This window comes from Pseudacidovorax sp. 1753 (assembly GCF_040544975.1).
GTDB lineage: Bacteria > Pseudomonadota > Gammaproteobacteria > Burkholderiales > Burkholderiaceae_C > Xenophilus.
In genome coordinates, this window is the sequence record NZ_JBEPKY010000023.1 from 39,091 (window position 1) to 61,899 (window position 22,809).

A 22,809-nucleotide genomic window follows, 5' to 3' on the forward strand; every position below is an offset into this window, starting at 1 on the left:
CTCTGCTCACATGACCTTCGCACTCGCCCGCGGCGCCCGGATCAGCGCCCGCCTAGCCACCCTCGCTGCCGCCGCCGCCCTGGTAGCCGGCTGCGCCACCACGGAGAACGCCCTCAAGGACGCCGACCAGCTGCTCGCCGAGCGCGAGGCCGCCAAGTCCCTGCCCACCGCCAACCTGAGCCAGTACGCCGCCGCGCTCACGCGCTTCGGCACCATGCTCGACGTCTACAAGGACGGCGACCCGGTGGTCTACATGCAGACGCGCAACATCCTCGATGCGACCAACCTCTCCAACCCGCTGGTGGGTTCGGAGATCCCGGGCGACATCACCGAGATGGTCCGCACGGCCGTCAACCGCATCGGTGCGCGCATCGTCTACGTGCCCTACCACCCCGACTACCTGATCTCGCAGGCCCAGCTGGGCGCGCGCTTCGGCGTGACCATGCCGGACTTCCTGATCACCGGCGCACTGACCGAATTCGACCGCGCGCTGTCGGGCGCTGGCCGCTCCAACTCGGCCAGCGTGGACTTCGGCAAGGGCAAGGGCGAGACCAACATCGGCGCCGACTTCAAGCGCACCGCCATCCTCTCGGCCCTGGCGCTGGACCTGAACCTGGTGAGCTTCAGCACCCAGCAGATGGTGCCGCGCGTGCAGGCCTCGAACGTGATCAAGGTGCTGAACTTCAGCTCGGAGGACAACGCCAGCCTGGGCTTCTACGGCGATGCCTTCGGCTTCAAGCTCGAGGGCAAGTACCTGCAGGGCCGGCACTCGGCCATCCGCACGCTGGTCGACCTGAGCGTGCTGGAGCTGATGGGCAAGGCCACCAACACGCCCTACTGGCGCTGCATTCCCGGCGGCACGCCCGACCCGGTGGTGGTGGACAACATGCGCAAGTCTTTCGAGGCGCTCACGCCGCAAGTCAAGATCGGCCTGATTCAGGTGACGCTGCGCAAGTACGGCGAGAACGTGGCCATCAACCAGCAGCTGGACGCGCCCACGCAGGAGGCGCTGCGGCGCGTGTATTCGAGCCGCTATCCACAGCTGGGCGACACGGTGGACGTGCTGAGCTGGCAGGGCTTCGAGCCGCTGTTCTTCGGCGTGCCCATGCCGTGGGACGGCCAGCTGGCCGCGCCCGCCACGGCGGTGCCGGCCGCCGGCACGGTGCCGCCCGCGGCGGCCGCGCCGGCGAGGACGGGCGCATGAGGCTGCGCCGGGCTTCTTCTTGCGGCGTTGGCCGCGGTGCCACCCCGGCGCCGGCGCCATCTGCCAGGGCGAGTGCGCTGGCGGCCCCACTGCTGCTGGCGGCCATGGCCACGACGGCCGCGCTCGGCGCGCCTGCCGTGCGCGCGCAGACCGTGATCGGCAACCCGGGCGCCAACGTGAGCAATGGCGCAGCCGTGAGCAGCGGTGCCGCAGGCGCGGTCGTCAGCGGCTCGGCGGCGGCCACACCGGTCACGCCCGCAGGCGCCAACACGACGCCCTCTGCCGCCGCCGAGGCGGGCGCGCGTTTCGTCGAATCGTGCCAGCAGGCCATCGAGCGCGGCATGGTCAACCCCGGCTGTCAGGGCCCGCTCTACGGCAGCGAGATCTCGCGCCTCAAGGAAGACGCGCTGCGCACCCAGAACCCCGCCCTGCTCACCCTGCTGGGCGATGCCTACCAGAGCAACCGCAGCGGCATCTCCGACATCGGCCAGGCCTACCGCTGGTACCTGCTGGGCGCGGTGCGCGGCGATCCGCGGGCCATGCAGCGACTGTCGGACCTCTACCGCAACGGCCAGGGCGTGCCCAAGGACAACATCAAGGCCCTGGGCTACGCCCGCCTGGCGCAGCGCCTGGCGCTGCCCGGCAGCCAGAACGCCCAGGGCGCCGCCGAGACCATCAACAGCCTGGGCCAGGAGATGGCGGCGGAGGAGACGGCGCTGGCCGACCGCTTCGCCAGCGAACTGGAAGCGCAGATGCGGCAGGCGCCTGGCGCGGCTGCATCCGGCGCGCCTGCCGTACCGGGCATGGCATCGCCGCCGCCAGCGGCCGCGCTGGGGCCGGCGGGGCCCAAGCTCTCCGGCCCGCCCGGCCTGGGCGCCCTGCGAGCCGCCGAGGCCACCGCGCAGCCGCCGTCGCCCGCGCCAGCGCCCGCCCCTGCACGTTCGCCGCTCGGCGGCTTTCCTGGACAGGAGGCGCTGCAGGCGACGCCATCGCCATCGCCATCGCCATCGCGCTGAGCGTCGGGCCCCGGCCGCCCCTCCGCATCCACCGTGACGAGACCTTCGCCATGACCCAGAGACCTTCCACCCCTCCCGCAGCGCCAGCCCGCAGCCCCTTGCGAGCGCCCCGTGTCGCGGCCGCGCTCGCCGCCGGCCTGGTGGCAGGCGCCGGCTGGGCCGCTGGCCTTTCTCCCGACCGAAGCACGACCACCATGATCGAACGTCCCGGCACCGGCACCAACCGCATCGAAGTCACTGGCAACAGCGCCAGCAACGTGCAGGTGCGCTGCGCCGACGGCACCGCCACCACGGCCGGCGCCAACGTCAACAGCGTCGCCATCGACAGCCGCGCCCTGCAGGGCCGCACCGTCGTCGTCACCGGCCGCAACACGCGCGACGTGAAGGCTGGCGTCGACTGCGCCCAAGGGGGTGCCGGGGCCGCAGCCAACGTCAACAGCGTCAACATCCGATGAAGCCCACGCACGCCTTTCCAATCGCCACCCTCGCGCTGGCAGCAGGGCTGCTGGCCGCCTGCTCCGACCGCGACAGCACACCGGCAGCATCCACCCCCACGCCGGCACCGGCCGCGGCGCCGATGGCAAGCCCAGCGCCCGCAGTGGCACCGACGGCGGCGCCCGCCGAGGGCAGCGCTTCCGCGCCCGCTCCGGCGCCGACCGCCGCCACCCCCACCAGCGCACGCCAGTTGCCCCTGTCCGTGCAGGGCGTGGCCAGCGCCGGCCTCACCGTTCGCGTGAAGGGCGTGGAGCTGGGGCCCGATGCGACCGTGCTGGACGTCAGCGCCTCCTTCGCCAGCCCGCTCACCAACTGGACGCAGATGGCGTCCGGCGACACCTACCTGCAGGACGAGGCCGGCAACAAGCTCATGCTCAAGCGGCCCGAGGACAACCGCTACCTCAAGATCAAGACCGGCGACACCATGGAAGGCCGGCTGGTCTTCCTGGGCGCCGTGCCGGCCGATGCGCGGCAGGTCAAGCTCGTCATCAACGAAGGCAGTCCGCCGGACGACACCAACAGCCCCGGCCTGGAGATGGTGCTGCCGCTCAAGGCCGGCGGATGAAGCGCGCGGCAGCCGTGGTCGGCGCGGCCGGGCTGCTCGTCGCCTGCGCCGCGATGGCACAAGCGACCCCAGCGTCGACCGCAGGGGGTGGCGGCTATCAGGTGCGGCGCAGCGCCCAGTCGCTGGCCGGAGAGCCCACGCGCTGGCAGCCGGCGGTTGGCGCACCCGTCAGCGAATGGCGCCCGGCCGGCACCGGCAGCAGCTGGCAGCGCGCCGCGGCCGAATCCACCTTCGGCAAGGCCGCCGCGCCCGACACCACGCTGCGTCTGGCGGAGGTGCCGCCCGCACGCCTGGCCCGCACCCGCACCTTGCTGACCGAGCTGAACGCCCGGCCGACACCGCAAAAGTCCATCGTCGTCGACCTGCCGGCGGACGTGCTTTTCGACTTCGACAAGGCCGACCTGCGGCCGGATGCCGAGCCCGCGCTGGCCCGCGCGGCCGAGCTGCTGCAGGGCTATCCCGATGCACCCGTGCGCGTGCGCGGCCACACCGATGCGCGCGGCAGCGACGCCTACAACGACGCGCTGTCTCTGCGTCGCGCGCAGCGCGTGGCCGAGCGGCTGGCCGCCGCGACGGGCACGCGAAAGCTGGAGACCGAAGGCCTGGGCCGGCGCGAGCCCATCGCCGCCAACACCCGGCCCGATGGCCGGGACGACCCCGAAGGCCGGCAGAAGAACCGGCGGGTGGAGATCGTGATCGGCCCGCGCGCGTCGAACGGATGGACGCAGAGCAAGGAGATGCCATGGCGCTGATCGACTGCCCCGACTGCGGACGCCGCGTGTCGCCGCGCGCGCCGAGCTGCCCCAACTGCGGCGCGCCGATCGCCGCCAAGGGTCGTCCGGCCGATCAGCGCCTGGTGACGCCCGGCCTGCTCGGCCGCCTGGCCGCGGTGCTGGGCGCCTGGCTGGTGTTTCCGTGGGTGGCGCGGCTGCTCGCCTTTCTGGCGGGCATCGCCCTGCTGATCGTGATGTTCACGACGGCGCGCTGAGCGCACCGCCGGTTCGATCAGGCAGCGAGCGGCTGCTGCGGCAACGGCTCGTCCGCGTTCGCGGCAGGGGCTTCCGTGACCAGCGGTGCGGTGCCCTCGACCGGGACGGGCGCCTGGTCCTGCTGCGACACGGCGGGCTCGGGCGACGGATCCTGGACCGGCACCGGATCGCCGGCCGGCGGCGGCTCCTGCACCGGCGCCGGTTCGCCACTCTCGGCGCGCACCGGCGCCGGCTGGCCGCGCTGCGCGGTCACCAGCTGATGGATGAACTGCAGCTTGCCCACCGCCGCATGCGGCAGCACGAAGGGATAGAAGTCCGGCTGGCCCATGCTGCGCGACAGCTCGTTGAGCACGTTCGTCAGCCGCACCCAGCCGTTGAGGAAGTCGAGGAAGCGGTCGGCGTCCTCGTGCTCGGGCTGCCAGAGGTCCTCGCGGGTGAAGAGGTCGCTGGTGAGTTCGACGTTCACGGCGTTGACGCCGAAGCTCAGGGCGGTGTCCACCGTGTCGGCCATGTGCAGGTAGTGCGCCCAGGTCTCGGCCCAGTCCTCCCAGGGATGGGTGCTGGCGTAGCTGGTGACGTAGCGCAGCGCCCAGTCGGCCGGTGGGCCGTTCTCGTAGTGGCGCTGCAGGGCTTGGCCGTAGTCTTGCGTCTCGTCGCCGAACAGCGCGCGGAAGCCGTCCAACCAGGGCGTGGGCGCGACCAGCACGTCCCAGTAGTAGTGGCCGATCTCGTGGCGGAAATGGCCCACCAGCGTGCGGTAAGGCTCGCGCATCTCGGCACGCGTCTTCTCGCGCTGGGCGTCGTCGCCTTCCTCGATGTTGAGGGTGATCACGCCGTCCTGATGCCCGGTGAGCACGCGCGGTGCGCCCGGCAGGTTGGAGAGGAAGTCGAACGCCAGGCCATGGGCCGGATCGGCCAGCCGGGTGCTGATCGGCAGGCCCAGCGCCAGCAGCTGCGACATCAGGCGGCGCTTGGCCGTCTCCATCTTCAGCCACAGCTCGGGGTTCTCCGGCACCGACAGGTCGGGGATGGTGCGTGTGGCGCTGCAGGCCAGGCACAGGCCCGGCGCGAGGCCGTGGGTGTGGGCCGGGCCCGGGTCGGGCTCCTCATCTTCAGGGACCAGCCAGTTGCAGCCGGCGGCGGTGCTGAAGTTGGCGCAGCGCCGGTAGCGCGGCCCGTCCGGCTCGCCGAAGACGGTGAACAGCTCGGGATCGTCGGTGGGCGCCAGCGGCAGCACACCGACCCGCGAGGTCACATAGCCCAGTGGCGTGCCGCAGGCCAGGCACTGACTGTTGCGCAGATAGACCGGCCGGCCGCACTGGCAGACGTAGGCGCGGCTGACGGCGGGCGCGGCCAATTCGTCGGCCAGCGAGCCGCCGCTGTGCACGTGGGTGGATGAGGTTTCGGATGGGGGCATGGGCACTCCCTTGTTGTGCGTGGATAGGGGGATCGGGAGGCGCACGACTGGCTGCGCACGCTGGAAGACGCACAACCCCGCCCGCTCCATCCCGAACGCCGCAGATTGTTCGGGCGCCCCCTCGGGCCGCTCGGCGGGCGAAGCCCCGTATGCTTGTAGGACCGGACGGCCCTGCCCGTTCCGCGCGGAGGCCGGCCCTCCGCGGCCCGCTGCTCCATGACCTCACCCACGCCTTCCCCCGCCTCCGCGCCCGCCCCGGCCCCCGCCCATTCGCCGATGCGTCAACGCTACGGGCCGCGCTACCGCTGGCTGCTGCTGCTGTCGGTCATGGTGGGGACGATGGCCTCGATCATGTCCTCCACCGTGGTCAACGTGGCCATCCCGGACCTGAGCCGGCATTTCGGCCTGGGGCAGGAGCGGGCGCAGTGGGTCAGCTCCGGCTTCATGGTGGCGATGACCGCCTCGATGCTCACCACGCCGTGGCTGCTGGCGCGCTTCGGCTACCGGCGCACCTACGTGGGCACCATGGTGCTGCTGCTGGCGGGCGGCCTGCTGGGCGGGCTGTCCGACCACTTCACGCTGGTGCTGGCCGCGCGCGTGATGGAAGGCCTGGCGGCGGGCGTGGTGCAGCCCATCCCGGCCATCATCATCCTGCGCGCCTTCGAGCCGCACGAGCAGGGGCGGGCGAGCGGCATCTTCGGCATGGGCGTGGTGCTGGCGCCCGCCGTGGGGCCCAGCATCGGCGGCGTGCTGGTGGACCTGGCCGGCTGGCGCTCGATCTTCTTCATGGTGGTGCCCTTCTGCCTGGCGGCCTTCTGGCTGGCCTGGAAGTTCGTGCCGCCCACGGCGCCCGGCGGCGCCCAGGCCGGCCGCAGCCATGCGCTGGACTGGCGAGGCCTGCTGATCGGCACCGCGGGCACGCTGTGCCTGCTCAACGGCCTGGTCGAGCTGCGCGGCGAGACGCCCGGCCAGGCCGCCCTGCTGCTGGCGCTGGCCGCCGCCGCCCTGGCCACCTTCGTGTGGTGGGAGCGGCGCCTGGCCGCGCGCGGCGGCGAGCCGCTGATGGACATGCGCCTCTTCACCCACCGCCAGTTCGCCATGGGCACGGTGGTGGCCTTCATCTACGGCACGGCGCTGTTCGGCTCGACCTACCTGCTGCCGGTGTTCATGCAGGTGGCGCTGCACCTGTCGGCCTCGCACGTGGGCACCATCATGCTGCCGGCCGGCATCGTGCTGGCCTTCACCATCGCCGGCGTGGGCCGGCTGGCCGATCGGCACCCCACCTGGCTGCTGGTGAGCACCGGCCTCTTGCTGCTGACCGTCAGCTTCGCGCTGATGCCCACGCTGTCGCTGGCCGGGCCGCTGTGGCTGCTGACGCTGTATGCCGTGATCGGGCGCATCGGGCTGGGCTTCATCCTGCCCTCGCTCAACATCGGCTCGATGCGGCCGCTGCCCAAGGCCATGATCCCTCAGGGTGCGAGTGCCATCAGCTTCCTGCGGCAGCTGGGCGGCTCGGCGGGCGTGAGCCTGTGCGCCGTGGTGCTCGAATGGCGGCTGGCGGTGCATGGCGATTCGCTGGCGCAGTTGCAGAGCAGCCCGGCGCGGCTGGCGGCCTTCGACGAGGTGTTCCTCATCCTGGCCGGGCTGTGCGGCCTGGCGCTGCTGGCGGCGCTGCAGCTGCGGGAGCGGCACCACCGCGGCTCGCTCTGACCGCAGTGTGCGCGACAGCCGCGACGCGACGGCTCGGGTCTAATCGGGGCCGCTTTTTTCAACCCGGGCCCCAGCCGCCCGACAACAACGAAGGAGATCCCGCAGATGCTCAACCATGTGATGGTCGGTAGCCAGGACATCGAACGCGCCAAGCGCTTCTACGACGCCGTGCTCGGCGTGCTGGGCGCGCCCGAAGGCATGCGCAACACCGGCCCGGGCGGCCACCAGCGCGTGTTCTGGCGCCACGACGGCAACACCTTCGGCATCACCGAGCCGATCAACGGCGAGGCACCCACCGTCTCCAACGGCGCGACCATCGGCTTCAAGTGCACGTCGCCCGAGCAGCTGCAGCAGTTCCACGACGTGGCCGTGGCGCATGGCGGCACCGCCATCGAGGACGCCCCGGGCCCCCGCGGCGACGGCACCATGCACCTCGCCTATGTGCGCGACCCGGACGGCCACAAGCTCTGCGGGCTGTACCGCGCCAGCCGCAAGGCCTGAATCTCCCTTTGCAACGACCGCCCCGCCGCCGCCATGTGCCAGCTCCTCGGAATGAACTGCAACGTGCCCACCGACGTGCAGTTCAGCTTCACCGGCTTCGCCCAGCGCGGCGGCCGCACCGACCACCATGCGGACGGCTGGGGCATCGCCTTCTTCGAGGACCGCGGGCTGCGCCACTTCGTGGACCACCTGCCGGCCTGCGACTCGCCGGTGGCGGAGCTGATCCGCCGCTACCCCATCAAGAGCCGCAACGTCATCGCGCACATCCGCAAGGCGACGCAGGGCGCGGTCAACCTGCAGAACTGCCATCCCTTCGTGCGCGAGCTGTGGGGCCGCTACTGGGTGTTCGCCCACAACGGCGACCTGAAGGACTTCCGCCCGCGGCTGCACGGCAACTTCCATCCCGTGGGCGGCACCGACAGCGAGCACGCCTTCTGCTGGCTGATGCAGGAGCTGGCCAAGTCGCATGCCGACGTACCGAGCGTGGACGAGCTGACGCTCACGCTGCGCGAACTGGCCCCGCGCATCGCGACGCACGGCACGTTCAACTTCCTGCTCTCCAACGGGCAGGCGCTGTGGGCACATGCGTCCACCAACCTCTGGTCCATTGAGCGCCAGCACCCATTCACGCTGGCGCAGCTGGCGGACGAGGACCTGTCGATGGACTTCGCCCAGCACACCACGCCCGACGACCGGGTGGCGGTGGTGGTGACGGCACCGCTCACGACCAACGAGACCTGGGTGCCGTTCGCGCCCGGTGAGTTGCGGGTCTTCGAGAACGGCAGACGCAGGGGCTGACACCCCCGAGCCCCTTCGCGGCTCCCCCGGAGAGATGGCCACGCTGCAACGGCGGGCTTGCGCCTGCACCGCCTTGCGTTGACGATGCGTTAACTAATAATAACAATTCGCATTCTCTCAAGACCCATCTCCATGACCCGACTCTTCACGCCGGGGCCGCTGGCCCTGGCCGCCGGCCTGGCCCTGCAGGCGCTGGCCGCCTCGGCCCAGACCCCGCCCGCCGCGACGACCGCACCCGCCGCTGCCGGCACGCTGTCCACCGTCACCGTCGAGGCCAGCGCCGACGCCTCGGCCGAAGGATTGACCAAGCCCTATGCCGGCGGCCAGGTTGCCCGCGGCGGGCGCGTGGGCCTGCTGGGCAACGTCGACCTGATGGCCACGCCCTTCGCCACCACCGCCTACACGCAGGAACTGATCCAGAACCAGCAGGCCCGCAGCGTGGCGGACGTGCTGCAGAACGACCCCTCGGTGCGGGTGGCGCGCGGCTTCGGCAACTTCCAGGAGTCGTACTTCATGCGCGGCTTCATCGTGAACTCGGACGACATCGCCTACAACGGCCTGTACGGCCTGCTGCCGCGGCAGTACATCGCCTCGGAGCTGTTCGAGCGCGTGGAGGTGCTGCGCGGCGCCAGCGCCTTCCTCAACGGCGCGACGCCCTCGGGCGGCGGCATCGGCGGCAACATCAACCTGCTGCCCAAGCGCGCCGGCAACGAGCCGCTGACGCAGCTGACCGTGGGCGGCGCCAGCGGCTCGCAGGGCTATGCCGCAGCCGACATCGCGCGGCGCTTCGGGCCGGACCAGAGCCTGGGCGTGCGCGTGAACGCCGCCCACCGCGACGGCGGCACCGGCGTCGACGGCGAGTCGGTCAAGCTGAGTGCACTGTCGGTGGGCCTGGACTGGCGCGGCCGCGATGCCCGGGTGTCGGCCGACATCGGCCATCAGGAGCACCGGCTCGACGCGGCCCGGCCCAACGTGACGCTGGGTAGCGCCGTCACCGTGGTGCCGCGCGCGCCCGACGGCCGCAGCAACTACGCGCAGCCCTGGACCTATTCGATGGAGCGCGACACCTTCGGCTCCCTGCGCGGCGAGTACGACATCACGCCCGACATCACCGCCTGGGCCGCCGCCGGCGCCCGCCGCAGCGCCGAAAGCAACGCGCTGGCCAATCCGACGGTCAACAACGCCTTCACCGGCGCCAGCACGGCCACGCGCTTCGACAACACCCGCGAGGACGACGTGAAGACGGCCGAGCTGGGCCTGCGCGGCAAGCTGCGCACGGGCAGCGTGGGCCACGAATGGGTGCTGGGCTACTCCTGGTACGACCTGCAGAAGAAGAACGCCTATGCCATGGGCCTGGCGGCGGGCTCCTCGGTCGCCAGCAGCATCTACACGCCGGTCGCCCGCTTCGCGCCGGGCCTGAGCTACCTGGGCAACGACCTCACCCACCCCGCGCTCAACGGCACCACCACGCTCAAGAGCTGGGCGCTGGGCGACACGCTGTCCTTCCTGGACGACCGCCTGCGCGTGACGCTGGGCGCGCGCTACCAGACCCTCGAATCGACCAGCATCCCTTACGTGGTCGCCAATGCCGGCCGCTTCGTGGCGGGCAGCACCAGCATCAGCAGCTACGACCAGAGCCGCACCAGCCCGGTGGCGGGCGTCGTCTTCCGGCTGCAGGACAACCTGTCGATCTACGCCAACTACATCGAAGGCCTGGCGCAGGGCGACACGGCGCCGACCGCCACCAACGGCGTGCTGGTGGTCAACGGCGGCCAGGCGCTGGCCCCGTATGTCTCCAAGCAGAAGGAAGTGGGCCTCAAGTACGACGGTGGCCGCATCGGCGCCACCGTGGCCGTCTTCAGCACCGAGAAGCCGCGCGCCTACCTGGACACGGCGACCGGCATCTTCTCGGCCCGCGGCGAGGACCGCCACCAGGGCGTGGAGCTCAACACCTTCGGCGAGATCACCCGCGGCCTGCGCGTGCTGGGCGGCGTGACCTGGCTGGACGCCGAGCAGAAGAACACCGGCAGCGCCGCCACCGACGGCAAGCGCGTGATCGGCGTGGCGCGCGCCCAGGGCAGCCTCGGCCTGGAATGGGACGTGCCCGGCGTGCCGGGCCTGGCCCTCACCGGCCGCGTCGTGCGCAACGGCAGCAGCTATGCCGACGCCGCCAACACCCTGCGCGTACCCGGCTGGACGCGCCTGGACGTCGGCGCACGCTACCTCACCGAAGTGGCGGGCAAGCCCGTCACCTTCCGCGCCCGCATCGACAACGCCACGGACCGCAACTACTGGGCCTCAGTGGGTGGCTATCCAGGCTACGGCTACCTGGTGCAGGGCGCACCGCGCACCTTCAACGTGAGCGCCACGGTGGACTTCTGAGCAGCGCGCGGGTTCAGGGCCCGATCCAAGTCGCTGGCCAGGCTGAAGAGCGCGCCATGTCCCGCAGCACGTCCACCACCAGCGCATCGACCGCGGCGCAGGCCACGGTCTGCGGGCGCGCGGTGCCCAGGACGCGCACCACGCGGCGGCGCATGGCGGGGCTGTCGATGGCGATGGTGCGCAGGCGGCCCGCCGCCACCTCTTCGGCCACGGCGCCGGCCGCCAGGATGGTGCTGCCGATGCCCTCCTCCACCGCGCGCTTGACGCTGCCCAGCGACTCGATCTCGGCCACCACGTCCAGCTGCACGCCTGCGGGCGCGCAGGCCTCGTCGATCAGCCGGCGCAGGCCATGCTCGCGGCCCGGCAGCACCAGCGGCCAGCGCGCCAAAGAGGCCAGGCCGATGCGCCGGGGCACCCGGCCCTGCACGGCACTGGTCACCAGCACCAGGCGGTCGTCCAGCAGGGGCTGCTTGGCCAGGCCGGGCTCCGGGGCATCGCCGTAGAGCAGCGCCAGGTCCAGCCGGCCCGACAGCAGCCATTCGCGCACGAAGCCGCTGTAGCCCTCCACCAGCTTGAGCCGCACCTGCGGCAGCCGCTCGCGGCAGGCGCGCAGGAGGGGCAACGTGGCCACCAGCGCGACGGTGGTGGGCAACCCGATGGCCACCTCGCCCTGCGGCGCGTCCAGCGCCTCGCGCACCGCCAGGCGCGCCCGCTCGGCATCGGCCAGCACCACCTTGGCGTGTTCGAGGAACACGCTGCCCGCGGGCGTGAGCGTCATGCCGCGGCTGGAGCGCACGAAGAGCGGCGCCGCCAGCTCGGCCTCCAGGGCCGCAATCTGCTGGCCCAGCGCAGGCTGCGCCAGATGCACCTGGGCCGAGGCCTTGAGCAGGCTGCCTGCCTCGCTCACGGCAACGAACAGGCGCAGTTGGCGAAGCTCCATGTGGGGAAGTCCTGGGGTTCAGGGAGGAAGAGGCCGGCCTGCATGGCCACTGCCGGCACGATGGGAAGGCCCTGGGGGCCTGCATGGGCAGATGCTCCGCACGGCACAGCCTATCGCTAGCCGGATGGCATCTAGCCGATAGCCGGAATCAGTATTTCACAGCTAGCCCGCGGCTGACCAGAATCTGGCGTTTCGCCAGCGCCTCGACGCCGGCCCCACGGAGACACCGGCATGCCCCAGCCCCTCGACATCGACCACCTGCGCCAATGGATCGGCCGCACCGAGCAGCTGCACGACCAGGTCACGGCCGCGCCGCTGCGCGCGCTCACCGCCACGCTGGACCGCGACGACGCGCCCCAGGCGCCCGGCGCGCCGATCCCGCCGGTGTGGCACTGGCTGTACTTCCTGCCCGCGGCGCCGCAGTCCGAGCTGGGCCCCGACGGCCATCCGCAGCGGGGGGGCTTCCTGCCGCCGGTGCCGCTGCCGCGGCGCATGTGGGCGGGCAGCCAGCTCAGCTTCCACCGGCCGCTGCGCGTGGGGCAGGCCCTCATGCGCAGCTCGCGCATCGCCGACGTGCGCCTGAAGGAGGGCCGCACCGGACCACTGGTGTTCGTCAACGTCGACCACCGCATCGAGGCCGATGGCGAACTCGCCATCGAGGAGCGCCACGACATCGTCTACCGCGACATGCCGGCACCGGGCGAAGTCCCGCCGCCTCCCGTGGCGGCCACGGCCGAGGCCGCCTGGGTGCGCCGCATCGCGCCGGACGACGTGCTGCTGTTCCGCTACTCGGCCCTGACCTTCAACGGCCACCGCATCCACTACGACCGGCGCTACGTCACCGAGGTGGAGGGCTATCCCGGCCTGGTGGTACATGGCCCGTTGATCGCCACGCTGCTGCTGGACCTGCTGCGCCGCCACCGGCCCGAGGCCACGGTGCGGCAGTTCAGCTTCCGTGCGATGAAGCCCACCTTCGACATCGCCAGCTTCGAGGTCTGCGGTGCGCCGCAGGCGGACGGCACGGTGCACCTGTGGGCGCGCGACGCCGAGGGCCACCTGACGATGGACGCCCGCGCCACCCTGGGCTGACGCGAGGCGCGGGCGATCGCGCCCGCGCCGCCGGCCGGCGCCTGGCGCCCCCGACAGGCGCAAGCCGGACTCAGCCCAGCAGCCAGCCCACGCGCGGCTGCTGTTCGATGCCCCACAGGCGCTCGACCGCCGCGGCCGCCGCATCCGCCGGCAGCGCCGGGCTGCCATAGGCGGCCAGGCGCAGGGCCTTGGCCGTGATCTCCGCGCGCGACAGGGTGTTGCCCGGATCGCCCTTGGGCTCGTCCACGCGGCCCTGCAGCACGCGGCCATCGGTGGTGCGCAGCGTCACCTTGCCGATCCACCGGCGCGGGTAGGCGGCGTCCACCTCCGCGTCCAGCACCATCGTCACGCGCTCGCGCAGGGCCACCGTCGCGGGAGCCAGGAACTCGGCGTCGAACTCGCCCAGGCCCGCATGGCCGAAGCGCGCCACCAGGGCCAGCACGGTGCCCATGGAGAACTTGCTCTGGTGCACCGTGACGGGCGACACCACCGGCCCCAGCACGTCCAGCGCGCCCTGGTGCACATGGCAGGTGACCTGCGCGATGTCGCTGGCCTGGATGCCGTGTGCCTTCATCAGCTGCAGCAGCGCATCGGCCGCGGGATGCGTGTGGCGGCAGGAGGCATGCCACTTGAACGAGGTCTCGGCCGTGGCCCAGCGCGTGCTCAGGCCATCGACCAGCCGCGCCGGATCGGCGTCGGTGGACATGCCGGCCGCCAGGCCGCGCGCGCCGGTGAAGATGTCCGCGGCACCGGTGAAGCCGTCCTGCGCCAGGCAGGCCGCCATCAACCCCGCCGCGGCGGCATGGGCCGTGTGCAACTGCTTGCTGTCGGCGCCCGTGGCCAGGAACTCCCACAGCCCCGCCGACTGCGTGCCGGCCGAGCCGAAGGCATGCTGCATCTGCAGCGGCGTGAGCCGCAGCAGCCGCCCCACTGCCGCGGCGGCGGCCAGCGTGCCGGCCGTGGCCGTGGTGTGGAACACGCGGTAGTGGCTGCGGCCCAGGAACTCGCCCACGCGGATGCCCACCTCGTAGCCCGCCACGCAGGCCGCCAGCAGGTCGATGCCGCTGGCGCCCTGCTGCTGCGCCACGGCGAGTGCGGGCGCGAACACGACCGCAGCCGGGTGGAACACCGAGCCGTTGTGCACGTCGTCCTGCTCTGCCACGTGTGAGGCCGCGGCATTGGCCAGCGAGGCCGCCAGCGGCGCGCTGCCCCTTGCGTGGCCGATGACTTCGCAGGGCCCGGTCTCCGGCCCCTGCGCCAGTGCGAAGCCGGCGATGCTGCGCACCGGCCGCGCCCCCTGGCCGGCCAGCACCGAGCCGAACCAGTCCACCAGCAGGTCCTTGGTGCGGCGGCGCACCGGCACGGGCACGTCCTGCCAGTCGAGCGTGGCGGCGAAGACGGCCAGCGGGTGGACGGCGGCGGGGGTTTCGTTCTTCATGGCGGGGGGTGGTCTCAAAACGACCGAGGCAGGCCGAGCACATGCTCGGCCACATACGAATAGATCAGGTTGGTGGAAATGGGTGCCACTTGGTAGAGCCGCGTCTCGCGGAACTTGCGCTCCACGTCGTATTCGCAGGCGAAGCCGAAGCCGCCGTGGAACTGCAGGCAGGCGTTGGCAGCCTCCCAGCTCGCCTTGGCCGCCAGGTACTTGGCCATGTTGGCCTGCGCGCCCATGGGCTGATGCGCGTCGAACAGCTCGCAGGCCTTCCAGCGCATCAGGTTGGCGGCCTCGACCTCGATGAAGGCATCGGCGATGGGGAACTGCACGCCCTGGTTCTGGCCGATGGGCCGGCCGAAGACCTGCCGCTCGCGCACGTAGTGCGTCACGCGGTCGATGAACCAGTAGCCGTCGCCGATGCATTCGGCGGCGATCAGCGTGCGTTCGGCGTTCAGCCCGTCGAGGATGTACTTGAAGCCCAGGCCTTCCTGGCCGATGAGGTTCTCCTCGGGGATCTCCAGGTTCTCGAAGAACAGCTCGTTGGTCTCGTGGTTGACCATGTTGGCGATGGGCCGCACGGTCAGGCCGCGCTGCTGCGCCTCCTTCAGGTCGACCATGAAGATCGACATGCCCTCGGACTTCTTCGTCACCTCGGCCAGCGGCGTGGTGCGCGCGAGCAGGATCATCCAGTCGGAATGCTGCACGCGGCTGATCCACACCTTCTGGCCGTTGACCACGTAGCGGCCGTCCTTCTTGACGGCGGTGGTCTTGATCTTCGTGGTGTCGGTGCCGGTGGTGGGCTCGGTCACGCCCATCGACTGCAAGCGCCATTCGCCGCTGGCGATGCGCGGCAGGAAGCGCTGCTTCTGGGCCTCGGAGCCGTGGCGCAGCAGCGTGCCCATGTTGTACATCTGGCCGTGGCAGGCGCCGGCGTTGCCGCCGCAGCGGTTGATCTCCTCCATCACCACGCTGGCCTCGGTGAGGCCGAGGCCCGAGCCACCGTATTCCTGCGGGATCAGCGCCGCCAGCCAGCCGGCGCGGGTGAGCGCATCGACGAAGGCCTCGGGGTAGGCGCGCTGCGCGTCCACCTCGCGGAAGTAGGCGTCGGGGAATCCGGCGCACAGCGCGCGCACGGCATCGCGGATGTCGTGGTGGTTGTCGGACAGCGTCTTGTCGATCATGGCGTGGCGGCGGCCGGGGCCGCGAAGAGGCTCTTCTTCATGGCCGCGATGGTCGGCGGGCAGCGGCGCCGCGGCAAGCCGGCTTTGTGGAAGCGGGGCTTTCGCATCGATGAAGGCGCCCCCTCCATGCACGCGAAGGCGTGCCCTTCCATGCAGCCGAAGCCCGGCCTTCGCAATGGCGAATGGTGCGGCGACCCCGATGCGGCGAAGCTCGCGCCATCAGAACCGACAAGGACGAGACATGGCCGGACAGAAGATGGTGCAGGACAAGGTGGTGGTGGTCACGGGCGCAGGCGGCGGCATCGGCCGCGACATGGCCCTGGCGCTGGCGGCCGAGGGGGCGCGCGTGGTGGTCAACGACATCGGCACCTCCACCACCGGCGAAGGCACCGATGCCGGTCCGGCCCAGCGCGTGGTGGACGAGATCCGCGCCGCGGGCGGCCAGGCCGCGGCCAGCACCGACAGCGTCTCGGAGGCGGCCAGTGCGGGCCGCATCGTGCAGTGCGCGCTCGACCACTTCGGGCGCATCGACGGCGTGGTCAACAACGCGGGCATCCTGCGCGACCGCTTCTTCCACAAGATGAGCGTGGACGAATGGGACGCGGTGATCCGCGTGCACCTGTACGGCAGCTTCCACATGAGCCGCGCCGCGGCCAACCACTTCAAGGAGCAGGAGAGCGGCGCCTTCGTGCACATGACCTCCACCTCCGGCCTCATCGGCAACTTCGGCCAGGCCAACTACAGCGCGGCCAAGCTGGGGCTGGTGGCGCTGTCGAAGAGCATTGCGCTGGACATGCAGAAGTTCAACGTGCGCTCCAACTGCATCTCGCCCTTCGCCTGGAGCCGCATGATCGGCTCCATTCCCACCGACACGCCGGAGCAGCAGGCCCGCGTCGAGAAGCTGCGCCAGATGACGCCCGGCAAGATCGCACCGCTGGCCGTCTACCTGCTGTCGGACGCGGCGGCCGGGGTCAATGCGCAGGTCTTCGCGGTGCGCAACAACGAGATCTTCGTCATGAGCCAGCCGCGGCCGCTGCGCTCGGTGCACCGCAGCGAGGGCTGGTCGCCGCAGTTCATCGCCGAGCACGGCATGCCCGCGCTCAAGGCCGCCTTCGTGCCGATGGACCGCTCGGCCGACGTGTTCAGTTGGGACCCGGTCTGACGCACCCGCCATGTCCGACGACAGCCCCATCCTCGCCGACGTGCAGGACGGCGTGGGCACCCTCACGCTCAACCGTCCCGAGACGCGCAACGCCCTGAGCCAGGCCATGCGCCCGGCGCTGGCCGCGGCCATCGCCCGCATGCGCGACGACGCGCAGGTGCACACCGTGATCCTGCAGGGCGCCGGCGGCGCCTTCTGCTCCGGCGGCGACATCGGCCAGATGCTGGACCCGGCCCAGGCCGGCCTGCCCTGGCGCGACCGCATCCGCCAGCTGCACCAGTGGTTCCCGGCGCTGGAGAACCTGGAGAAGCCGGTCATCGCCGCGGTGGACGGCCCCGCCTTCGGCGCCGGCCTGAGCCTGGCGCTGGCGGCCGACTTCGTGCTGGCCACGCGCCGCGCCAGCTTCTGCGCCGTGTTCGGCCGCATCGGCCTGGTGCCCGACCTGGGCGCCATGCACCTGCTGCCGCGCATCGTGGGCCGGCAGAAGGCCAAGGAGCTGGTCTTCACCGCCCGCAGCTTCGGTGCCGAGGAAGCGCAGTCGCTGGGCATCGTCTACCAGGTGGTGGAGGACGCCGAGGCGCTGCAGGCGGCGGCCCTGGGCCTGGCCCGGCGCTTCGGCCAGGCCTCCACCGCTGCCATCGGCATGGCCAAGACCATCATGAACCGCGCCTTCGAGCAGGACGCCGCCGCCCTGGCCGAGATGGAGGCCTATGCACAGACGATGTGCCGCAGCTCGGCCTACCACCAGGACGCGGTGCAGCGCTTCCGCGACAAGCAGCCGCTGCGCTTCGACTGGAACCGCGACGCATGACGGCCACGCAGGCAGCGCTCGCGCAGCGGTTGCAGTCGCTGGTGCGCCCCGGCGACACGCTCTGGTGGGGCCAGGCCACCGCCGAGCCGCTGACGCTGACCCGCGCGCTGGTGGCGCATCGCCATGCGATGGCGGCCGGCGGGCGGCTGCGGGTGTTCGTGGGCATCGCCGCGTCGGACACGCTGCAGCCTGCGCAGGCCGACGTGCTGGACTTCTTCGGCTATGCGGCCGGCGGCGCCCACCGCGCCCTGGCCCAGGCCGGCGTGCTGGACATCCTGCCCTGCCATTACTCGCAGCTGCCGGCGCTGCTCGCGGACGGCCGGCTGGCCGCGGACGTGGTGCTGCTGCAGTTGCCGCCGCCCGACGCCCAGGGCCGCTTCAGCCTGGGCCTGGCCTGCGAATACCTGCCGGCCGCCATCGCCCGCGCCCGCGTGCTGATCGGCGAGGTGAACGCCGACGTGCCCTGGACGGCCGGCGGCCCGCTGCTGCAGCGGGCGGATTTCGACCTGCTCGTGGGGGCCACCGAGCCGCCGCCCGACCTGCAGCGCAGCGCGCCCAGCCCGGCCGAGCAGGCCATCGCCACGCACATCGCCGGCCTGGTGGAGGACGGTGCCACGCTGCAGCTGGGCGTGGGCAACCTGCCCGAGGCGGTGCTGGCCGCCCTGCACGGCCATCGCGACCTGGGCCTGCACAGCGGCGTGGCCGGCGACGGCGTGGCCGCGCTGGCCGAAGCCGGCGTGCTCACGCATGCCCGCAAGACGCGCGATGCCGGCACGGGCATCGCCGGCATCCTCATGGGCACGGCCGCGCTGCGGCGCTGGGCCCACCGCAACCCGGCGCTGCAGTTGCGCGACACCGGCTACACACACGATGCGCAGGTGCTGGCGGACAGCCATCGTCTGGCCGCCATCAACAGCGCCATCGAGGTCGACCTCACCGGCCAGGTCAATGCCGAGGTCGCCGGCGGCGTGTACGTGGGCGCGGTGGGCGGCGCGGCCGACTTCCTGCGCGGCGCCGCACGCAGCCGCGGCGGATTGCCCATCGTGGCGCTGCCTGCCACGCACCAGGGCCGCAGCCGCGTCGTGGCCCGCCTGTCCGGTCCCGTGAGCACGGCCCGCAGCGATGCCGGCCTCATCGTCACCGAGCACGGCGTGGCCGACCTGCGCGGCCAGCCGCTGTCGCGCCGCGTGCAGCGCCTGATCGACATCGCCGCGCCCGCGCATCGCGCCGCCCTGGCCGACGAGGCGCATGCGCTGCTGCGCCAGTGCGGCGCGGCCTTCCATTGACCGCCCTTCCCTTCATCGCCCCAGGAGTCCCCATGCGCCGAGCCGCCATCGTCACCCCCCTGCGCACGCCCGTCGGCGCCTTCGGCGGCAGCCTGCGGCCCGTGCCCGTCGAGGAACTGGCCGCCACCGTGGTGCGCGCCGTCGTCGACCGCAGCGGCGTCGACCCGGCCCGCATCGACGACGTGGTGTTCGCCCAGTCCTATGCCAACAGCGAGGTGCCCTGCGTGGGCCGCTGGGCCGCGCTGCAGGCCGGCCTGCCGGTGGAGGTGCCCGGCATGCAGCTGGACCGGCGCTGCGGCGGCGGTCTGCAGGCCGTGGTGACGGCCGCCATGATGGTGCAGAGCGGCGCGGCCGACGTGGTGCTGGCGGGCGGCGTGGAGAGCATGAGCAACATCGAGTACTACAGCACCGACATGCGCTGGGGTGCGCGCGCGGGCAACGTGCGCTTCTACGACCGGCTCGAACGCGGGCGCGAGCGCTCGCAGCCGGTCGAGCGCTTCGGCCGCATCTCCGGAATGATCGAGACGGCCGAGAACCTGGCGCGCGACCACGGCATCGCCCGCGAGGCCGCCGATGCCTTCGCCGCGCGCAGCCATGCCCGCGCCGCCGCCGCATGGGAGGCCGGCCGCTTCGACGCCGAGGTGGTGCCGGTGACAGTGCCGCAGCGCAAGGGCGAGGCCCTGCGCTTCGCGCGCGACGAAGGCATCCGCCCCGACACCACCGCCCAGAGCCTCGGGCGGCTGCGGCCGCTGATGGCCGAGGGCAGCGTCACCGCCGGCAACGCCAGCCAGCAGAACGATGCCGCCGCGGCCTGCCTGGTGGTGGCCGAGGACAAGCTGGCCGCGCTGGGCCTCACGCCCATGGGCACGCTCGTGGGCTGGGCCGCGGCCGGCTGCGAGCCCTCGCACATGGGCATCGGCCCGGTGCCCGCCACCAAGAAGCTGCTCCAGCGCCTGGGCCTCACGCTGGACCAGATGGACCTGGTCGAACTCAACGAGGCCTTCGCCTGCCAGGTGCTGGCCGTGCTGCAGGGCTGGGACTGGCAGGACCGGGACGCCATCGACCACAAGCTCAACGTCAACGGCTCGGGCATCTCGCTGGGCCATCCCATCGGCGCGACCGGCGTGCGCATCCTGGCCACGCTGATGCACGAGCTGCAGCGCCGCCAGGGCCGCTATGCGCTGGAGACCATGTGCATCGGCGGCGGCCAGGGCATCGCGGCCGTGTTCGAACGCGCCTGAGCACCGGCCTGCCGCCGGCCACCCGTTCATTCGACAACAAGGAGACAACCCCATGGCCCGCCCCCGCCCCCCTCTTGCCCGGCGCCCGTTGCTGCAGGCCGCCCTGGCCCTTGCGGCCGCCCTCGCGCTGCCGCCTGCCCTGGCGCAGGACAACCAGACGGTGCGCCTCGTCGTCGGCTACGCGGCCGGCGGCCCGGTGGACCAGGGCGCGCGCCTTGTGGCCGTCGCGCTCTCGCGCGAGCTGGGCGCGCCGGTGCTGGTGGAGAACAAGCCCGGCGCCAATGCCACCCTGGCCGGCGGCGAGGTGGTGCGTGCCAAGCCCGACGGCCTGACGCTCTTCTTCGCGGCCAGCCCCACCATCACCATCAGCCCCAACGTGATGGCGCGCATGCCCTTCGATCCGGCCCGCGACCTGACGCCCGTGGCGCCGGTGCTGAGCTACTACAACGTGCTGGTGGCCAACAACGACGAGCCCTTCAGGACCACGCGCGAGCTGGTGACCCATGCCAAGGCGCACCCGGGCAAGCTGAGCTACGGATCGGCCGGCGTGGGCGGCTCCAACCACCTGGGCGTGCTGCTGTTCGCCAAGCGCAGCGGCATCGCGCTCAATCACATTCCCTACAAGGGCAATGCGCCGGCCATGACCGACCTGATCGGCGGCCAGATCGACATGATGATGGACATCATCAGCACCGCCGGCACCTACATCGCGGCGGGCAAGGTGCGGCCCATCGCCGTGACCTCGCCGCAGCGCAATGCCACGCTGCCGGACGTGCCCACGCTGGCCGAGTCGGGCATCGCCGGGCTGGAGGGCTTCGACGTGGGCGGCTGGTACGGCATCTACGGACCGAAGGACCTGCCCGCGGCCAAGGTGGAAAGCCTCAACCGCGCCATCACCGCCACGCTGGCGCAGCCGGCCCTGGCCCGGCGCCTGAAGGAGCTGGGCTACGACGAATGGACCGGCTCGCCGCAGAAGCTGGCCGAACGCGCCGCGCAGGAGCGGGCGATGTGGTCCACGGTCACCCAGGGCATCACCGTCGATTGACATGCCCACCCGCCTGCACCATGCCCTGGACCGCTGGCTGGCCGATGCGCCGCAGCGGCCCTTCATCCACCTGCCCGATGGGCGCAGCCTGAGCTTTGCCGAGCTGGGCGCACTGACCGACGTGGCCGAGGCCGAGCTGCGCGCGCTGCACGTGCGGCCCGGCGACCGCGTGATGGTCGTGGCCGAGAACTGCCCCGAGCATGCGGCGCTGATCCTGGCCTGCAGCCGGGTCGGCGCCTGGTCCTGCGGCGTCAACGCCCGCATGGCGCCGGCCGAGGTGGAAGGCTTCGACGCCACCGCGGATGCCCGGGTGGTGTACTTCACGAGCCAGGCCAGCGACAGCGCCGCCGCCCATGCCACGCGGATGGGCGCCGTGCCGTCGGCAGTGCCCGGCCTGTATCGCAGCGCCGTGCGCCCCGCCGCCCGGCCGGAGCCCGACCCGACGCCGGGCGAGCGCGGCGCGGTGGCCGCGCTGATCTTCACCTCGGGCACCACCGGCCGGCCCAAGGCCGTGATGCTCACCCACGACGCGCTGCTGCACTTCGCGCGCGTGTCGGGCGCCTCGCGCCAACTGGGGCCGGAGGACCGCAGCTATGCCTTCGTGCCGATGACGCACATCTTCGGCCTGGGCACGGTGCTGATCAGTTCGCTGCTGGCCGGCGCGCAGCTGGTGATGCGGCCGCAGTTCGAGCCGCAGGACCTGCTGCACGCGCTGGCCCATGAAGGCGTCTCGCAGCTGCAGGGCCCGCCGGCGCTGTTCTCGCGCCTGCTGGCGCACCTGGAGCACGCGGGCATCGCGCGGCCCGCGGCGCCCGAGCTTCGCTACCTCTACACCGGCGCCGGCCCGCTGGACCTGGCGCTCAAGCGGCGCGTGGAAGCCGCCTTCGGCCAGGTGCTGCACCACGGCTACGGCCTGTCCGAATACGCGGGCTCGGTGCACATCACCCGACTGGGCGAGCCGCGCGACGACACCAGCGCCGGCCACCGCGTGGCCGAGGCCGAGCTGCAGGTGGTGGAGCCCGCGACGGGCCGGCTGCTGCCCGCGGGCGAGCGCGGCGAACTGTGGATCCGCGGCCGCGGCCTGATGCCCGGCTACTTCCGCGACGTCGAGGCCACCGCGGCCGCCATGCGCCCGGGCGGCTGGTATGCCAGCGGCGATCTGGGCGAGCTGGCGGCGGACGGCGCGCTCTTCGTGGTCGGCCGGCTGAAGGAAATGATCATCCGCTCGGGCTTCAACGTGTACCCGGCGGAGGTGGAGCTGGCACTGAACACCCATCCCGCCGTGCAGCGCTCGGCCGTGGTCGGCTGCCCCGAGGACGACGGCAACGAGGCCATCGTGGCCTATGTCGAGTTGCGCCGCGGCGCGCTGCTCGACGCCGCGGCGCTGCAGGCCCACCTGCGCCCGCTGCTGGCGCCCTACAAGCGCCCGGCGCGCATCGTGGCGCTGGACGAGCTGCCCACCAACACCAACGGCAAGGTCCTGCGGCGCGTGCTGCGCGAATGGGCCGAAGCGCCGACGCCCTGAACAAGAAGGAGACA

General features: G+C 72.2%; 21 protein-coding genes. 17 read left to right on the forward strand and 4 right to left on the reverse strand.

Translation table 11 applies throughout. The annotated features are described in order from the left end of the window. The first annotated feature begins 10 nt into the window (after positions 1-10). From ABIC63_RS24310 to ABIC63_RS24335, 6 genes are all read left to right on the forward strand, one after another. Positions 11-1,204: a hypothetical protein gene (locus ABIC63_RS24310; RefSeq protein WP_294377912.1), complete on the forward strand. Its 1,194-nt coding sequence runs from the start codon at positions 11-13 to the stop codon at positions 1,202-1,204. 104 nt (positions 1,205-1,308) lie between these two features. Further along, the gene (locus ABIC63_RS24315) at positions 1,309-2,220 is read left to right on the forward strand and encodes an SEL1-like repeat protein (protein ID WP_354321680.1); all 912 of its coding nucleotides are present in this window, start codon (positions 1,309-1,311) and stop codon (positions 2,218-2,220) included. Between the two features lie 194 nt (positions 2,221-2,414). Further along, positions 2,415-2,675, forward strand: a complete 261-nt coding sequence (locus tag ABIC63_RS24320; RefSeq protein ID WP_354321681.1) for a hypothetical protein — start codon at positions 2,415-2,417, stop codon at positions 2,673-2,675. Beyond that, entirely contained in the window at positions 2,672-3,280 is a 609-nt protein-coding gene (locus ABIC63_RS24325) for a hypothetical protein (RefSeq protein ID WP_294377905.1), read from the forward strand. Before ABIC63_RS24320 ends, ABIC63_RS24325 begins: the two co-directional genes overlap by 4 nt. Further along, positions 3,277-4,032, forward strand: a complete 756-nt coding sequence (locus ABIC63_RS24330) for an OmpA family protein (RefSeq protein ID WP_354321682.1) — start codon at positions 3,277-3,279, stop codon at positions 4,030-4,032. Before ABIC63_RS24325 ends, ABIC63_RS24330 begins: the two co-directional genes overlap by 4 nt. Beyond that, positions 4,023-4,268, forward strand: coding sequence for a zinc ribbon domain-containing protein (locus tag ABIC63_RS24335; RefSeq protein WP_354321683.1), 246 nt, complete (start codon positions 4,023-4,025; stop codon positions 4,266-4,268). The genes ABIC63_RS24330 and ABIC63_RS24335 overlap by 10 nt, the downstream gene beginning before the upstream one ends. A 17-nt stretch (positions 4,269-4,285) precedes the next feature. On the opposite strand, the gene ABIC63_RS24340 is transcribed toward ABIC63_RS24335, so the two are convergent. After that, a complete protein-coding gene (locus tag ABIC63_RS24340) occupies positions 4,286-5,686 on the reverse strand; it encodes a zinc-binding metallopeptidase family protein (protein WP_354321684.1) in 1,401 nt (466 codons plus the stop codon). 216 nt (positions 5,687-5,902) lie between these two features. On the opposite strand from ABIC63_RS24340, the gene ABIC63_RS24345 reads away from it, so the two are divergent. From ABIC63_RS24345 to ABIC63_RS24360, 4 genes are all read left to right on the forward strand, one after another. Continuing rightward, complete coding sequence (locus ABIC63_RS24345; RefSeq protein ID WP_354321685.1) at positions 5,903-7,396, forward strand: DHA2 family efflux MFS transporter permease subunit; 1,494 nt, start codon at positions 5,903-5,905, stop codon at positions 7,394-7,396. A 105-nt stretch (positions 7,397-7,501) separates the two neighbouring features. Further along, a complete protein-coding gene (locus ABIC63_RS24350; protein ID WP_294377894.1) occupies positions 7,502-7,897 on the forward strand; it encodes a VOC family protein in 396 nt (131 codons plus the stop codon). A gap of 33 nt (positions 7,898-7,930) precedes the next feature. Beyond that, positions 7,931-8,695 carry a class II glutamine amidotransferase gene (locus ABIC63_RS24355; protein ID WP_354321686.1) on the forward strand — a complete coding sequence of 255 codons (765 nt, stop codon included), beginning with the start codon at positions 7,931-7,933 and terminating at the stop codon, positions 8,693-8,695. Positions 8,696-8,827: 132 nt separating this feature from the next. Beyond that, on the forward strand, positions 8,828-11,077 hold the full coding sequence (locus tag ABIC63_RS24360; RefSeq protein WP_354321687.1) for a TonB-dependent receptor: 2,250 nt from the start codon (positions 8,828-8,830) through the stop codon (positions 11,075-11,077). 13 nt (positions 11,078-11,090) lie between these two features. Here ABIC63_RS24360 and ABIC63_RS24365 read toward each other — a convergent pair whose 3' ends face one another. Then, entirely contained in the window at positions 11,091-12,017 is a 927-nt protein-coding gene (locus ABIC63_RS24365) for a LysR substrate-binding domain-containing protein (protein ID WP_354321688.1), read from the reverse strand. 231 nt (positions 12,018-12,248) lie between these two features. On the opposite strand from ABIC63_RS24365, the gene ABIC63_RS24370 reads away from it, so the two are divergent. Next, positions 12,249-13,106 carry an HTD2 family dehydratase gene (locus ABIC63_RS24370; protein WP_354321689.1) on the forward strand — a complete coding sequence of 286 codons (858 nt, stop codon included), beginning with the start codon at positions 12,249-12,251 and terminating at the stop codon, positions 13,104-13,106. 70 nt (positions 13,107-13,176) lie between these two features. Here the strand turns inward: ABIC63_RS24370 and ABIC63_RS24375 are convergent, their stop codons facing one another. Beyond that, on the reverse strand, positions 13,177-14,544 hold the full coding sequence (locus ABIC63_RS24375) for an MmgE/PrpD family protein (protein ID WP_354321690.1): 1,368 nt from the start codon (positions 14,542-14,544) through the stop codon (positions 13,177-13,179). 14 nt (positions 14,545-14,558) lie between these two features. Next, entirely contained in the window at positions 14,559-15,725 is a 1,167-nt protein-coding gene (locus ABIC63_RS24380; protein WP_294377876.1) for an acyl-CoA dehydrogenase family protein, read from the reverse strand. A gap of 256 nt (positions 15,726-15,981) precedes the next feature. Between ABIC63_RS24380 and ABIC63_RS24385 the strand changes: the two genes are divergently transcribed. Genes ABIC63_RS24385 through ABIC63_RS24410 form a run of 6 tightly spaced genes read left to right on the forward strand, consistent with a single transcriptional unit; the run spans position 15,982 to position 22,795 of the window. Beyond that, positions 15,982-16,887 (forward strand): SDR family NAD(P)-dependent oxidoreductase, encoded by a 906-nt coding sequence (locus ABIC63_RS24385; protein WP_354321721.1) that lies wholly within the window; start codon positions 15,982-15,984, stop codon positions 16,885-16,887. Between the two features lie 10 nt (positions 16,888-16,897). Beyond that, the gene (locus ABIC63_RS24390) at positions 16,898-17,698 is read left to right on the forward strand and encodes an enoyl-CoA hydratase/isomerase family protein (protein ID WP_354321691.1); all 801 of its coding nucleotides are present in this window, start codon (positions 16,898-16,900) and stop codon (positions 17,696-17,698) included. Beyond that, the gene (locus ABIC63_RS24395) at positions 17,695-18,984 is read left to right on the forward strand and encodes an acetyl-CoA hydrolase/transferase family protein (RefSeq protein ID WP_354321692.1); all 1,290 of its coding nucleotides are present in this window, start codon (positions 17,695-17,697) and stop codon (positions 18,982-18,984) included. Before ABIC63_RS24390 ends, ABIC63_RS24395 begins: the two co-directional genes overlap by 4 nt. A 32-nt stretch (positions 18,985-19,016) precedes the next feature. Next, positions 19,017-20,225, forward strand: a complete 1,209-nt coding sequence (locus ABIC63_RS24400; protein ID WP_354321693.1) for an acetyl-CoA C-acetyltransferase — start codon at positions 19,017-19,019, stop codon at positions 20,223-20,225. A 52-nt stretch (positions 20,226-20,277) separates the two neighbouring features. Continuing rightward, entirely contained in the window at positions 20,278-21,270 is a 993-nt protein-coding gene (locus ABIC63_RS24405; protein ID WP_354321694.1) for a Bug family tripartite tricarboxylate transporter substrate binding protein, read from the forward strand. Between the two features lies 1 nt (position 21,271). Further along, positions 21,272-22,795 (forward strand): class I adenylate-forming enzyme family protein, encoded by a 1,524-nt coding sequence (locus ABIC63_RS24410; protein WP_354321695.1) that lies wholly within the window; start codon positions 21,272-21,274, stop codon positions 22,793-22,795. Positions 22,796-22,809: the final 14 nt, after the last annotated feature.

Excerpts from the sequence above, each read along its gene's own strand:
- ABIC63_RS24360 (WP_354321687.1), top strand. The coding sequence starts at position 8,828 with ATGACCCGACTCTTCACGCCGGGGCCGCTGGCCCTGGCCGCCGGCCTG.
- ABIC63_RS24315 (WP_354321680.1), top strand. The coding sequence starts at position 1,309 with ATGGCCACGACGGCCGCGCTCGGCGCGCCTGCCGTGCGCGCGCAGACC.
- ABIC63_RS24355 (WP_354321686.1), top strand. The coding sequence starts at position 7,931 with ATGTGCCAGCTCCTCGGAATGAACTGCAACGTGCCCACCGACGTGCAG.
- ABIC63_RS24310 (WP_294377912.1), top strand. The coding sequence starts at position 11 with ATGACCTTCGCACTCGCCCGCGGCGCCCGGATCAGCGCCCGCCTAGCC.
- ABIC63_RS24405 (WP_354321694.1), top strand. The coding sequence starts at position 20,278 with ATGGCCCGCCCCCGCCCCCCTCTTGCCCGGCGCCCGTTGCTGCAGGCC.
- ABIC63_RS24365 (WP_354321688.1), bottom strand. The coding sequence starts at position 12,017 with ATGGAGCTTCGCCAACTGCGCCTGTTCGTTGCCGTGAGCGAGGCAGGC.
- ABIC63_RS24380 (WP_294377876.1), bottom strand. The coding sequence starts at position 15,725 with ATGATCGACAAGACGCTGTCCGACAACCACCACGACATCCGCGATGCC.
- ABIC63_RS24320 (WP_354321681.1), top strand. The coding sequence starts at position 2,415 with ATGATCGAACGTCCCGGCACCGGCACCAACCGCATCGAAGTCACTGGC.
- ABIC63_RS24375 (WP_354321690.1), bottom strand. The coding sequence starts at position 14,544 with ATGAAGAACGAAACCCCCGCCGCCGTCCACCCGCTGGCCGTCTTCGCC.
- ABIC63_RS24395 (WP_354321692.1), top strand. The coding sequence starts at position 17,695 with ATGACGGCCACGCAGGCAGCGCTCGCGCAGCGGTTGCAGTCGCTGGTG.
- ABIC63_RS24385 (WP_354321721.1), top strand. The coding sequence starts at position 15,982 with ATGGTGCAGGACAAGGTGGTGGTGGTCACGGGCGCAGGCGGCGGCATC.
- ABIC63_RS24390 (WP_354321691.1), top strand. The coding sequence starts at position 16,898 with ATGTCCGACGACAGCCCCATCCTCGCCGACGTGCAGGACGGCGTGGGC.
- ABIC63_RS24400 (WP_354321693.1), top strand. The coding sequence starts at position 19,017 with ATGCGCCGAGCCGCCATCGTCACCCCCCTGCGCACGCCCGTCGGCGCC.
- ABIC63_RS24340 (WP_354321684.1), bottom strand. The coding sequence starts at position 5,686 with ATGCCCCCATCCGAAACCTCATCCACCCACGTGCACAGCGGCGGCTCG.
- ABIC63_RS24345 (WP_354321685.1), top strand. The coding sequence starts at position 5,903 with ATGACCTCACCCACGCCTTCCCCCGCCTCCGCGCCCGCCCCGGCCCCC.
- ABIC63_RS24350 (WP_294377894.1), top strand. The coding sequence starts at position 7,502 with ATGCTCAACCATGTGATGGTCGGTAGCCAGGACATCGAACGCGCCAAG.
- ABIC63_RS24370 (WP_354321689.1), top strand. The coding sequence starts at position 12,249 with ATGCCCCAGCCCCTCGACATCGACCACCTGCGCCAATGGATCGGCCGC.
- ABIC63_RS24330 (WP_354321682.1), top strand. The coding sequence starts at position 3,277 with ATGAAGCGCGCGGCAGCCGTGGTCGGCGCGGCCGGGCTGCTCGTCGCC.
- ABIC63_RS24410 (WP_354321695.1), top strand. The coding sequence starts at position 21,272 with ATGCCCACCCGCCTGCACCATGCCCTGGACCGCTGGCTGGCCGATGCG.
- ABIC63_RS24335 (WP_354321683.1), top strand. The coding sequence starts at position 4,023 with ATGGCGCTGATCGACTGCCCCGACTGCGGACGCCGCGTGTCGCCGCGC.
- ABIC63_RS24325 (WP_294377905.1), top strand. The coding sequence starts at position 2,672 with ATGAAGCCCACGCACGCCTTTCCAATCGCCACCCTCGCGCTGGCAGCA.